Origin of the sequence: Exiguobacterium sp. R-17 (assembly GCF_049913315.1) — a bacterium.
GTDB lineage: Bacteria > Bacillota > Bacilli > Exiguobacteriales > Exiguobacteriaceae > Exiguobacterium_A.
In genome coordinates, this window is sequence record NZ_CP184372.1 from 2,635,011 (window position 1) to 2,648,030 (window position 13,020).

General features: G+C 48.5%; 13 protein-coding genes. 4 read left to right on the plus strand and 9 right to left on the minus strand.

The annotated features are described in order from the left end of the window. Positions 1-22: 22 nt before the first annotated feature. The 6 genes from ACN9MT_RS13780 to ACN9MT_RS13805 form a co-directional block, all read right to left on the minus strand. A complete protein-coding gene (locus ACN9MT_RS13780) occupies positions 23-448 on the minus strand; it encodes a helix-turn-helix domain-containing protein (RefSeq protein WP_035410570.1) in 426 nt (141 codons plus the stop codon). 116 nt (positions 449-564) lie between these two features. After that, positions 565-2,157 (minus strand): SdrD B-like domain-containing protein, encoded by a 1,593-nt coding sequence (locus ACN9MT_RS13785; protein WP_426272433.1) that lies wholly within the window; start codon positions 2,155-2,157, stop codon positions 565-567. A 133-nt stretch (positions 2,158-2,290) separates the two neighbouring features. Further along, a complete protein-coding gene (locus ACN9MT_RS13790) occupies positions 2,291-2,605 on the minus strand; it encodes a four-helix bundle copper-binding protein (RefSeq protein WP_290775128.1) in 315 nt (104 codons plus the stop codon). 96 nt (positions 2,606-2,701) lie between these two features. After that, positions 2,702-3,124 carry a hypothetical protein gene (locus tag ACN9MT_RS13795; RefSeq protein WP_035410579.1) on the minus strand — a complete coding sequence of 141 codons (423 nt, stop codon included), beginning with the start codon at positions 3,122-3,124 and terminating at the stop codon, positions 2,702-2,704. A 7-nt stretch (positions 3,125-3,131) separates the two neighbouring features. Continuing rightward, positions 3,132-3,554: a 3-hydroxyacyl-ACP dehydratase FabZ gene (gene fabZ, locus ACN9MT_RS13800; protein WP_029342716.1), complete on the minus strand. Its 423-nt coding sequence runs from the start codon at positions 3,552-3,554 to the stop codon at positions 3,132-3,134. A 28-nt stretch (positions 3,555-3,582) separates the two neighbouring features. Then, positions 3,583-3,876 (minus strand): DNA-directed RNA polymerase subunit beta, encoded by a 294-nt coding sequence (locus tag ACN9MT_RS13805; protein WP_329469306.1) that lies wholly within the window; start codon positions 3,874-3,876, stop codon positions 3,583-3,585. Positions 3,877-4,280: 404 nt separating this feature from the next. On the opposite strand from ACN9MT_RS13805, the gene ACN9MT_RS13810 reads away from it, so the two are divergent. Together ACN9MT_RS13810 and ACN9MT_RS13815 are read left to right on the plus strand one after the other, a co-directional pair. Further along, positions 4,281-5,651 carry a copper amine oxidase gene (locus ACN9MT_RS13810; protein WP_290784065.1) on the plus strand — a complete coding sequence of 457 codons (1,371 nt, stop codon included), beginning with the start codon at positions 4,281-4,283 and terminating at the stop codon, positions 5,649-5,651. A gap of 92 nt (positions 5,652-5,743) precedes the next feature. Beyond that, entirely contained in the window at positions 5,744-6,676 is a 933-nt protein-coding gene (locus ACN9MT_RS13815) for a sortase domain-bontaining protein (RefSeq protein ID WP_426272434.1), read from the plus strand. A gap of 216 nt (positions 6,677-6,892) precedes the next feature. Here the strand turns inward: ACN9MT_RS13815 and ACN9MT_RS13820 are convergent, their stop codons facing one another. Together ACN9MT_RS13820 and ACN9MT_RS13825 are read right to left on the minus strand one after the other, a co-directional pair. Then, positions 6,893-7,216 (minus strand): winged helix-turn-helix transcriptional regulator, encoded by a 324-nt coding sequence (locus tag ACN9MT_RS13820; protein ID WP_035410591.1) that lies wholly within the window; start codon positions 7,214-7,216, stop codon positions 6,893-6,895. 66 nt (positions 7,217-7,282) lie between these two features. Beyond that, complete coding sequence (locus ACN9MT_RS13825) at positions 7,283-8,440, minus strand: AI-2E family transporter (RefSeq protein WP_426272435.1); 1,158 nt, start codon at positions 8,438-8,440, stop codon at positions 7,283-7,285. 250 nt (positions 8,441-8,690) lie between these two features. Here ACN9MT_RS13825 and ACN9MT_RS13830 point away from each other — a divergent pair, with 250 nt between their 5' ends. Next, positions 8,691-11,231 (plus strand): ATP-binding protein, encoded by a 2,541-nt coding sequence (locus ACN9MT_RS13830; protein ID WP_426272436.1) that lies wholly within the window; start codon positions 8,691-8,693, stop codon positions 11,229-11,231. A 99-nt stretch (positions 11,232-11,330) separates the two neighbouring features. After that, positions 11,331-12,179 carry an NAD(P)-dependent oxidoreductase gene (locus ACN9MT_RS13835; protein WP_426272437.1) on the plus strand — a complete coding sequence of 283 codons (849 nt, stop codon included), beginning with the start codon at positions 11,331-11,333 and terminating at the stop codon, positions 12,177-12,179. 50 nt (positions 12,180-12,229) lie between these two features. On the opposite strand, the gene ACN9MT_RS13840 is transcribed toward ACN9MT_RS13835, so the two are convergent. Further along, positions 12,230-13,012 (minus strand): flagellar hook-basal body protein, encoded by a 783-nt coding sequence (locus tag ACN9MT_RS13840; RefSeq protein WP_035410604.1) that lies wholly within the window; start codon positions 13,010-13,012, stop codon positions 12,230-12,232. Positions 13,013-13,020 lie beyond the last annotated feature (8 nt).

Consider the following 13,020-nt stretch of genomic DNA (forward strand, 5'->3'; position numbering starts at 1 on the left):
TCGGGAACATCGCTTTTTGTCTTTACGATTGAACTTTCCGTTCAACCGCCGCAATTTTTTCTTCAATCTCTAGTAACTTCAGTTCATGTTCCAGTTCAAGACGACGTTTTTTCCGTTTCAGGCGATCGAGTTCTTCCGCGAGTGACTCTGTCGACGCTTCCGGTTTCGGTGGTGCCTGTTCCATCGATTGACGGAGCGGGTCGAACAGGTTCGATTTCGCAAACTGTGCTGCTTCCGGTCCGAACATGTCTTGGATGAGCGGGAGAATCTTATTCATCGCTGTGCCCGGAATTTGTGACTTCTGGTCAACGAGACGTTTCAGCGCTAACTCATCGACGAGATACCCTTTTCCGTCCTGTTCGGCATGTAATTCACCTGTCCGGATCCAGCGACGGACCGTTTCTTCTGAGACGCGCAACAATTCACTAATCTGTTTTGTCGTTAACATCGTCATCCCTCTTTTCTTCTAGTAGTACCTTCACTATACACACATGTGTGCGTGTGTGTCAAAGGATACACACACCAAAAAAAGAGACCTTCCTATAGAAGGTCCCTCCGTAATGATTATGCTCCACGACGTACGAGTAACCAAAGACCCACGACAGCAAGACCTGCTCCTGTTGCTGCATATGGGAATGGCTTGTCTTCCCCAGCTTGTGGTAATGTTCCCGTTGCTGTTGTCGTCGACTGTTTTGTCGCAGCATCGACTGCTTTGACTGGCGTTTTTGTTGACGTTGGTGTTGGTTTTGGTGTTGGTTTTGGTGTTGGCTTCGCGACCGGTTCTACTTTCGCAATTTCTGCGAGCAAGATCGTACCGAAGCTACCTTCTTCGATCGTCACACCCGCTTCCGGTGATTTCCGCTCAAAGTACTTCAACAACTCATCCACCATTTCTTGTTCTTCTGGTGTCAAGGCTTCTTCATCGTTCGCCATCAATTTCATCGCTTTTGCTTGCTGAGCGAATGACTCATAATCTTCATACATTTCTTCGTCCATATCCATCATTAAGTCATCCATGTCAAGATGGTGCATCGCTTTGACCGTGTAGCCTTCTGCGACTTCCGTCTTGACTGTGTATGTTCCTGGATCGAGCTGGATCATCATTAAGTCATCTTTCGAAATCTTCTCTTGATAGACGTCTTTTCCTGTGATCGCATCCGTCACCGTATATGTCGCAGGAACTGTTCCTTCGTCATAATCTGGCTTTTGGTTGCCGTTCGCATCAAAGAAGTTGACGACGGCTAACCAATGCTCGAACATACCATCGAGCTCTTCGTCGCCGTAGATTCCTGCATCAATCACTTCCGTTTGTCCTGCAACAAGACGGACTTTCTTCGTTCCCATGTCTTCGTCGACATCGGAATCGATCGTCCGGTCGTCACCGACGTTTTGCTCGGAATAGAAGTAGTAACCCATATCATATCCGTCGACTTCCACTTCATATGTTCCTGGCTTCAAATTCTTGAAGCTGTATGCGCCGTTCTTCGTGTAGGCTTCATCGATGACATCTTCGTTCCGATTCATCAAAGAGACGAGGATATCATCGAGACGTGTTTCCTTCTCTTGACGAATCCCGTCCTCGTTCTCATCGAACCAGATCGTTCCTTCGATCGTTGCCGTCGTCGGTGTTTCGACTGGTGTCGGTGTCGCGTCATCACCTGTCTCCGGTTTTTCGGTCGTTGGTTCTTCCGATGTCGGCTCTTCCTTGACCGGTTCTTCTTTCACGGGCTCTTCCGGTGTTGGTTCTTCCTTGACGGGTTCGTCTGTCGCTGGATCTTCTGTGACTGGCTCATCCGTCTTTGGTGTCTCTGTCGTCGGTTCGTCTGTCGTCGGTTCATCTGGTGTAACGACTTTACCGAACTGGACGAGAACCGTCCGCTGTCCATCTGCTGAGACGACCTTGACGACAGGTGCCGTCTCTGCCGTAAACGTCACAACCGGTGTCTCTTCGATGTTGACATCTTCCCCTGTTACACCGTCTTCAAAGACAAGTGCCGTCTCAGACGTGATATCGACGATGCCTGTGCCTTCAAACGTCAACGTATACGGACCTGTGCCCGTTCCTGTGACGTCCCACTCGACTGTTTCCGCATAGACCGGTAACTTCAGACCAAATGCAACGACGAGTGCCATCAAAAGTAAGCTAAGTTTTTTCATAAGTGTATGTATGCTCCTATCGTGATTTAATATTACCTCCCTAAATAGTAAACAAATCCGCCAAAAATAACCAGAAGAAATCTTGAATTCCTGCTATTTTTTTATAATAAAAACCTCGTCCAAGGACAAGGTATTAGATAAGCTGGCGACACGCTTCTGCACATTCCGTACATGCTTGCGCACAAGCTTGGCAGTGGTCATGATCGTGTTTGCTACATTCAGTCGCACATGCTTCACAGATTTCTTGGCATGCCTTTGCAAGGACCGCGACATTTGCGCTGTTTCGAGCGATCGCTTGCAGCAATAAGCTACAGATATCGGCACAATCGCGGTCGAGTCGAATACAATCTGACATATGTCCGACATGTTCCTCGTTCAGGCAGGCATCAAAACAATGATTACAGGCGAGAATACAATCCGTCAGTCGTTGCTGTACTGCGTGATCCATATTGATTCCTCCTTTGTATAGGTTTTGATTACCCTGATGACTTGAAACAAAACAAAAATAAGACAGCATTTGGAGCAAAATGCTCACCCTGTTGTCTTATTTAACGATCTCAAGCGGAATCTCGATCCCACGCCCTGCTCCTGCATCAATGATGAGGACCGGAAGACGCTGGTCATCGAAGACTTCTTTTTCAATCGTCGTATCGGACGTATAGGTCCGGATTTCCCCCATCTTCTTTGCTTGGAAGGAGACGAACGGAAACGGAATCGATTGATTGGCGACATCGAGGCGGATATCGACCTGTTGGTCATCGAGCCGAATGTCATTTGCTGTCCGGATGACGAGACGCATCCGGTCATTTTCCGTCAGCGTGACCTGTGCGGAAATGTTCTCGGTCTGCCCCGCACGCTTAACGGGATCTACGATGACCGTCGGGGAAGCGGTCTTCGCTTGTTCCGCGCGCTGACAACCCGGAATGACAAGTAAGGAAATCGCAAGAGGGATCAGCCAGCGTTTCATGTTGGCTTCACTTCATAGCAAACGTCAGTTCAGCGACACAGGCGACTTCCCCATCGACTGTGGCTGTGGCACGACCTTTACCGATTGGTCCACGGACCTTCGTCAATTCGACTTCGAGGCGGAGCTGATCCCCGGGAACGACTTGACGTTTGAAGCGACATCCTTCAATTCCTGCGAAGAAGGCAAGCTTCCCTTGGTTTTCTTCCATCTTCAGCACAGCGAAGGCACCAACTTGTGCGAGTGCTTCGACGATCAAGACGCCAGGCATGACATTGTATTCTGGGAAATGGCCATTGAAGAATTCTTCATTCGCCGTCACGTTCTTGATTCCAACGGCACGTTTTCCCTCTTCGACTTCTAAAATGCGGTCAACGAGTAAAAACGGATACCGGTGCGGAATGACTTCCTTGATTTGTTCGATTGTATACATATTCGACAGCTCCCATCACTGATTAAAATTAAGATTTCATCCAAAAATCGGTGATGCGGGTCCATGTGTCGAGCTTTAACACATCCATTGCCTCGCCACCACCAAACGTCGCATAACCCACCATTGCACCGACGATCAGTGCTACGACGATGAGAACGAGAACGATCAGTACGCGTACGATGATCGGAACTCGGCGTGTCGAGTACGCACGAAAACGTCGCTCTGATTTGTGCTCTGGATTGCCGGTTTCCTGGTTCGAAGGCTGTTGCTTCTTCAGGCGTTCACGCGTTGGCTGATCCGTGCCTGTTTGGTTTTGTACCATCTTGATCACCTTTCATTGATTCAGTCTGAGAACAGTATAGCATATTAGTACCTGGTATTAAATAGTTCCAAATTCGCTACAAAACGTGTTCCGCAATTAGTGTAACACGACCAGACAGGCAATTTCTCTAAAAAATTTTAGTTTATGTATATAAGGAAGCAGAAAAACAGTTTCCCACGATCTGCGGTTTTTTGCGATTTTTTTAAATCCAAAATGAACTGCTCGGCGTAAGCTTTCCAGAACGACGCAACAACGGTCCACCGGATGGCATGAAACATCACTTCGACAGTCTTTTGAAAAAATAAAACTTTATGCAATCCAAATCGACCAGTGATGCGTAAGCTATTCAGAACAGGCAAGAAACACCTACCAAATAAACCAAAAAATGAGAGGAATGATTTCAGATGAAACACACGAAAAAATTCGCAGCATCAGCAATGGCAGCAGCACTCGTACTACCAGGAACGGCAGCATTCGCTTCCGGTGGCGGAGAAGACATGAAACAAGATGCACCGAAAAACGTCACGGTCAAAACGAAAGCCGCTGACCTTCGTGCCACACTCGATCAATTACTCTCTGAGCACTTCGTTCTTGCCGTCATGGACATGAAGAAACAATATGACGGTTCAAAAGACGCACAGTACTACGAAGCAGCACTTAAACAAAACGCACTCGACATGACACCAGCAATCGCTTCTGTCTACGGTGACGAAGGCGCGAAACAATTCGAGAAAATCTTCGTTGCTCACAACAAATATACGACAGACCTCGTCAAAGCCGTAAAAGCGGACGACCAAGACGGTATCAACGCTTCGAAGAAAGAAACAGAAGAGTTCGTACAAGATCTCTCAAGCTTCCTCGATACAGCAACGGAAGGTAAACTCCCGAAAGCAGCAGCTGAAGAAGTTCTCCGTGCGCACGAAGCAGACGTCTACAAGACTTTCCAACAATACGCAGCTGGTGACTACGAAGGATCGTACAACACGTTCCGCGAAGGATACAGCCGTATGTATGACATCTCAAAAGCACTCTCTGTTGCGATCACAACACAGATGCCTGAGAAATTCGACAACACGAAAGCTGACTCAAAAGCAGCAGATCTTCGTTCAACACTCAACAGTCTCGCCGCTGAACACGTCGCACTTGCAAACCTCAGCATGACAGCTGGTGTGGATAAAGCAAAAGACTACGATGCAGCAAACTGGGCTGAAGATATGCACACAGCTGACTTCAAAGCAGCCATTAAATCAATCTATGGTCAAGCCGGTGCAGATCAATTCGAACAAGTTTGGACGAAAAACCACATCGAAGCACAAGCGAACCTTGTCACAGCAGCCGTCAATGATGATAAGAAATTGATGGGTGACGCGCAAGACATGCTCAAAATGTTCTCGAACGACTTCGGTGCATTCCTTGGTGCAGCTACAGAAGAAAACCTTCCAACAAAAGCAGCACAAGAAGCCGTATCCGGTCACGAGACGTACGTCCAAGATACATTCATGCAGTATGTTGAAGGCGACTACAAAGGTTCTGTCGACACATTCCGTGAGTCTTACGCTTACATGTACGGCGTAGGAGCTAACCTCGGTGATGCCATCGTCAAACAATCACCAGAGAAGTTCATGGATGGTACTCCAGGATCAATGCCGAACACAGGTAACGGTGGTATGAGCGATAGCAACAACACAGCTGCAACAACTGGTGCGATCGCAGTATTCGGTCTTGCACTTGGAGCAGTTGGTCTTGTCCTCGCACGTAAACGTCAAAACGCCTAAGAAATTGGGTATACTCCATAACAGGATAGCGATCCGCTATCCTGTTTTTTACATAGAGGGAACCCCTTCTCTCGGAAAGGAGCTACGCGCACATGAAACGTTGGTTATTACCGGCGAGCATTCTTTTGATGGTCGCATCAGTCGGAACATTGCTGTTCCTTTTGTTCGGTCAATCAAAGCCGGACACGTCGAACATCACGCAAGGTGATCCTAAAACAGAATCCGCGGCCTCTTCCGAGACGAAGGAAGATCCGCTCAAGCCGTCAGAAATCTTTAAGAAGGAGTTCAAGGATCTCTCGACGACAGAGGTCGAGCTCCCAAAACAACTCTTCATTCCGAAACATGACATCAAGACGAAGGTCGAACAAGTCGGACTCGATCAAGATGGCGCGATGGCGACACCTAAAAACGAACAACAAGCCGGTTGGTATAAGTTCGGTCCGCGTCCGGGTGATGTCGGGAACGCCGTCATTGACGGACATACCGATACGAAGACCGGTCCTGCCATCTTCTATAAACTGCATGAACTAAAAAGGGGCGATCCGGTCGAAGTGACGGACGCTTCCGGGCGTAAGCTCGTCTTTCGTGTCAAAGAGCTCATCCAGTACGATCACTTAAAAGCACCACTGAAGAAAATCTTTGGTCCAGCTGATACGCGGAACTTGAACTTAATCACGTGTATCGGAACATACGATCAGAACCAAGGAACGTATGATAACCGCCTCGTCGTTTTCACGGAATTAGACGAAAAGGCATCAGATCCCGTCAAGACACCACCAAAACCAGCGACGAACATCCGTGTCAGTGGTGGATTCATCAACTGGTATGCCTCAACAGATGAGGATGTCGTCAAATACAACATCTATCAAGAGAAGGACGGAAAACGCAAAAAACTCGGTACAACGGAATCAATCGAGCGTAAAGCATTCCCGCTCCCTAAAGATGCAACAGGTCGTTTCGTCATCACGGCAGTCAGTAAAGCCGGAATCGAATCAGAGGATGCGTTCAGCGCCGTCCAAAAATGATAGCAGAGCAGGAACCAACGGATGATTTGGTTCCTGCTTTACTTTTATCTACTACACTTCAAGTTCGTTCACTCGTTCAGAAGCATTGAAGAAGACATGCATCGCCTTGTTTTGACCCGGTTCTTTCCTGCGCATGCCATTTTTTTAGGAGGATCGCTTCAAAAAACGCAAAAAAAGACCTCTGAGCAGCTGCTCAGAGGTCTAGAATCCTGCTGTTTAATATCGGATGTGCTGTTTACTCCACCGGATCGATTCCGTGAATTGTCGAACGAGGTCTTCTGCTGGTGCCGTCAAATAATAGGCCAGTCCGTGCACTTTCTCAGACATCTGCTGGATGACGAGTCCGTCTTCAATCAGCTCCTGCAGTTGCTCGAGGATTTGTCCGTGTGACTGATCAATCCGTTGCTCGAGTTCCCCGATCGTCAACGCTCCATCACGCAAGAGATAAATGATACTCGACTTGAGACTGTTTTCGAAGTTGTGTTGAAATTTTTGCAACGCCAGTAGATCGGCTTGTTCTTCGGTATGACGTGAATCCATCTGATTCTTGCCCCCTTCTCTTAGCTACCTTTTCAGTATGACGCACTTTTACATGAATTTCAAAACTCAATCGCGCTCGGTGATGATCGTATCGAACGTCTTTTCTTCCTCCGTGATGACCATCTTCTTCTGCGATCGGAGGTGATAGAGACGACGGATGTTTAGAATGACGACCTTCATGACAGCGTAGAACGGTACACCTAGCAAGACTCCGAAGAAACCGGCGATGTTCCCCGCGACAAGCAAGACGATGATGATTGTCAACGGGTGGACATCGAGTGTCTTCCCTTGTACAAGTGGTGACATGATGTGCGAATCAATCTGTTGCGCGACCGTCATGACGATGATCGCATAAATCGCAAGGATCGGATCCTGGATGAACCCAACGATCAATGCCGGAATGACACCGAGAACCGGACCGAGAAACGGAATGATATTCGTCAGTGTCGCAAACAAGGCGAGTAACAACGCATAATCGATTCCGATGATGAGATATCCGATATAGGCGATGATCCCGACACCAATACTGACGATGACTTGCCCGCGGATGTAGCTCATGATCGTCACGTGGACGTCCCCGAGGATTTTTTGCGTTTCCTTATGGTACTCATACGGCATCAGCTTAACGAGATTGCCTTTAAGCTTATCGCCGTCAAGCAGCATATAGGTCAACATGATCGGAATGATGATGATCGTCACGACCGCTGTCGTCAGGACACTGACGAACCCACCGACACCTGTACCGATGTTCTTCAGGAACGTCGATGCATATTCCGAGATGTTCCCTGAGAACTTATTGAACAAGTTATCTGGTCCTGATAGGAAGCGTGAAAAGGCTGCACTGTTTTCGAGTTGATCCCGGACGTCAATCAATTGGCGCTGGAACTGTGTCGCGAGCGTCGGTATCGAATTGACGAACTGCGTGACCTGCTCCGACAACATCGGACCAAAGATGAAGCCGAGTGTCGTTAAAATACCGATTAAACCGACGAGCACGATTAAGACAGCAGGTCGCCGCTTCATCTTTTTCTCGAGCAACTCGACGATTGGCAACAGGACATAGTAGAGAATCCCAGCGATTGCAAGGGGTGGTACGACCATTTGAAGCAGAATTGCGATCGGTCGGAACAAGAACGTAACATGATCACCAATCCAGACGATGATGAGCAATGTCATGACCCACCATGCGAATCGGTACCATTTGTTTTCAAACATTTTTTGCATCTAACCACTTCCCTACTTAAAATGATGAAGTTCAATATCTTCTATGGTTTTTCCTTAAAACATTGCTTCTTAATCCTTATTCTTAAAAAATGTATCATTTAATATCAATTAACAAATATATGATATATTTGTTTTAGTGGTTTTTGCAGATTCAAATTTGCCGAGACCTTTAAAACTACGTAAGATGAATATATTCGGCATTTAAGCAATCTTTTTCATACATGTAAAACAGAATACGGAGGATACCCCAGTGAAATGGATTAATCGTACCATCGGTCGTCAATTGATGTTCGCCTTCTATATGGTGTTCGTCGCGCTTAGCATCACGTCTGCGATCGTCTATTTCTATACGGAACAGAAGATCGATCAAGCCAATGCAACATTTGATGATTTACGTGAACGGCGGACGAATGCGAATGCACTCGCTAACGAATGGACCGTCGCGCAAAGTAACGTTAAATCCTACTTATTGACTGGTTCACAGGAAACACTTGATCAGGTGAAGACGAATCAGCAGGAAATCAATCGTCTGACGACGTGGTTCGAAAAGTATGCAATTTATGAGCAAGGGAAAGAATATGCGACAGCGACTCGTCGCATTTATGACGATTATTTCGGCACATCTCTTCCACTTCTCAACGAATACGTCGAAGGAAAAAAGGACGGGAAGATCAATGAAGACTTTGTGACTCCTGACACGCTCGCTGCTCTTTCCAACGGGAAAGACTTGTTCACCAAAAATGGGACGTTACGCGGGTCGGTCAGCTTATCAGAAGCAGACGTCGACATGACACGGATTGATACGTTGCTTTCAGATTATCTGACGTTGATCGAAAAGAAGGAAGTGGACGCGAAAAACGATCTTTTAAGTGAGATGCGTGTCGCGCAGTTCATCTGGCTGTCGAATCTCGTCGTCTTGATTCTCGTCCTCTTATCTCTCGTTCGCCCATTCATCAGCCGCGTCACGAAACAGGTCAATACGCTATCCCACGACAGTGCTCTACTTACATCAGGGGAAGACATCCAAGCAATTCCGTTACCGAAACGCAAGGATGAACTGCATACGCTAACGGCATCGTTCAATCAGATGGCGGCTTCGATCGCGGACAATAAAGTCCATATGCTCGCGAAGAACGAAGAACTCCAAGCGCAACAGGAAGAACTCGTCGCGCAGCAAGAAGAATTGCAAGCGCAACAGGAAGAACTCGAGGAAGCACTTGATATCACGCTTCGGAGTGAACAACATCTCAAGTATCGTAACGAACTGACTGAGACGCTTGCTTCTCGTGAGACGTTGACGGCTTATCCGGAAATCATCGAGAAACTCGTCTCGATCACGCATTCTGAAATCGGTGCCCTCTTGTTCCTCGATCAACAGGAAGTCCGCTCGACGATCGATTACGGGATGACAGAAGAGATGGTCGGTCGTCTCGTCTCTGATGATCAGTCACTCCTGCACCGGGCACGTCTTCTGAAGCGTCCTGTGCACTCATCGAAACAGGTCGCGCACGAAAGCCCGCTTCCGTACCCGTACTATATGTATGAAGTCGCGGTTCCGGTCCTTGATCCGTCAAAAGAGCATATGATCGCCTGCATCTATCTCGTTCGTTATCGTGATGCCTTCACGACCGAGCAGATGAGCGACATCTTGTCGTTCTCGCATCAATTGTCGCTCTCCCTCCTACGGATGGGGATCTATGAAGAAATGATTCGCGAGAAGAACAAGACGACGCAACTGTTGAACTCGATTCGGGAAGCTGTCGTCTACATCGAACATGAGACGGATGAGTTGCTCGTCAACGAACCCCTCATGACGTTGTTTCCGGAAGTCCCGACAACGTTCGAAGACGAAGAACGTTCTGCCTTCGAGCAAGCGATGCAGGCACTCGCTGACATCATTGACGAACCGGCAGCGTTCGAACGTTACATTGAACAGATCGTCGAACTCGATTTACCGAAAGACAGCTTGATCGTCTCGATCCGCAAGCATAGTACTTACATCCAAATCTACGCGGAGAAGATCGAGGTAGACGGTATGTGGGTCGGTACGATGCTCGTTCTCCGCGACGTGACGAAAGAAACGGAAGCCGAGCGGATGAAGGAAGAGTTCGTCTCGACCGTCTCGCATGAGTTACGGACACCGCTCTCTTCGATCTATGGCTTCACGGAGCTGATGCTCAACAAACGGTTCGAGGAGGAACGGCAACGGAAGTACCTCCAGACGATCCACTCCGAGACTGGTCGCCTGACGACACTCGTCAACGACTTCCTCGACGTCCAGCGCATGGAGTCGAGTGAACACCGGTATGAGATGACGACGTTTGATGTCGTCGAACTTGCTCAGGACTTGATCGAGTTCTATGATGTCTCGCATGAGACGCATACGATTGATTTTGAGGCCCGTGGACCGATCATGATCGACGGGGATGCGGAAAAGATGAAACAGTTGCTGAACAACCTGCTCAGCAACGCCGTCAAGTACTCGCCGAGCGGTGGTACAGTCTTGATACGGATTACAAATGAACTTGGTTTCGCTCAAATCCGTATCCAAGATGAAGGCATCGGGATTCCGCAAGATGCCCTTCCAAAATTGTTCGATAAGTTCTATCGTGTCGATAACTCCGAGACACGCAAAATTGGCGGAACCGGTCTTGGTCTGTCGATCTGTAAGGAGATCGTCAAGCACCACAACGGAACGATTGATGTCGAATCTGTCGTTGGTGTCGGATCGACCTTTACGATTCGTTTCCCGATCGCCGTCATCTCGACCATCCTCACGTATGAAGATTAATCACGCGACCGTTCACATCATGTGGACGGTCTTTTTTTCGTTAGATTTGGCGAAGCGCGGGGTATAGTCAAAAGCGCATCATGATAAGGAGGAATCGACATGCAACTCGGATGGATTGGCTTAGGACATATGGGTGTACCGATGGCAAAACGTTTAATTGATGGCGGTCATGATTTGCTCGTCTATAACCGGACGTATGAAAAGACTGCTCCGTTGACAGAATTAGGAGCAACAGCTGTCAAAGAAATACAGGACGTGGTACGTCAGAGCGACATTCTCTTCGTCATGTTAGCGGACGGACCTGCCGTCGCGTCCGTTCTCGAAAGTATCCAAGAGAACCTCACAGGTAAGACAATCGTTAACTTAAGTACAATCTCACCAGAAGAAACGAAGGAGATGGCTCGTCTCGTCGAAAAGAATGACGGCACGTATCTGGAATCGCCTGTCTCGGGCTCCGTTCCGGTCGCAGAAAACGGTCAGCTCGTCCTGCTTGCCGGTGGTGACGTGAACGTCGTCGCGACTTGTCAGCCGTATCTTGACCTACTTGGTAAGGAAACGATTCATTTTGGACCACATGGCTCAGGCAGTGCGGCGAAACTCGCCATCAATTTATTGCTCGCTGTCGTCGGTCAAGGGGTCGCGGAGACATTACTGCTCGGAGAAGGTGCCGGGCTCGAAAAAGAGAAGCTGATCCAGATGATCAGTGCTTCCGGGATGAACACTCCCCTCTTCAGCGGTAAACGTGACATGTACCGGAAGAACGACTTCCCGTCTGCTTTCCCGCTCCGTCTGATGGCAAAGGATCTTGGACTCATCACGGCAGAAGCGAGACGACAAAAGCTTGAACTACCCCTTGCGCAAGCAACGGACGCTAGCTACACTAATGCGAAACCCGCTTACGGCGACGCGGACATGGCTGCGATCTATCTTGCGTTACAGGAAAAATAATGAAAAGGGTGATACCTCTCTTGCGAGAAGCGTCACCCTTTTGTGATGTTTTATTTCAGTGACGTGACGATCCCCATCATCTGATCACTCGTCATCAACGCTTTCGAGTTAAACTGATACGCCCGCTGGAGTTGCGTCAAGTTCGTCATCTCAAGCGCCATATCGACGTTCGATGTCTCAAGCCGACCGACCGTCAACGGATTCCCTGTCGCATTCTGGTATTGTCCGGTTGCTGTGAACAAGCCACCCCCGACTTCCGTCAGCTCTCCGTAGTTCGGGATGTCCGCGACACCCACTCGAGCGAGGACACGACGATCCCCGTTTAAGATGCCGGTGATGTTGCCGTCCTTGTTCAGTTCAATCTCGGTCGCGTTCGCCGGTAAGACGATTGGATCATTCGCCTGGTTGATGACGGAGCGCCCGGCATCGTCCGTCAACAGAACTTGTCCGTTCGCTTGCGGCGACAACTGGAAGTTTCCGTCCCGCGTAAACTTCGTCACGCCATCCGTATCGATGACACCGAAGAAATGGTGCGGGTTTCCGAGTGCCGCATCGAGTTTTCGATCCGTCGTCCGGAATGTTCCGACGCCAAAACGTGTCGCTTCGTTCGCGACATAACCACCAACGCCGAGTCGAAGACCCTCTGGCGTCGTCAAGGGACCTGGTGTGAAGCCTGTCGCTTGGTTATTGATGTTACGGACGAGCAGTTCATTGAACTGAGCATCCCGCCGTTTATAACCGTTCGTATCCACATTGGCAAGGTTTTGCCCGGTCGTATCAAGCTGTTTTTGCAATTGTCCCATCGTACTTGCGGATGTATAGATTGATTGCATCATATCCT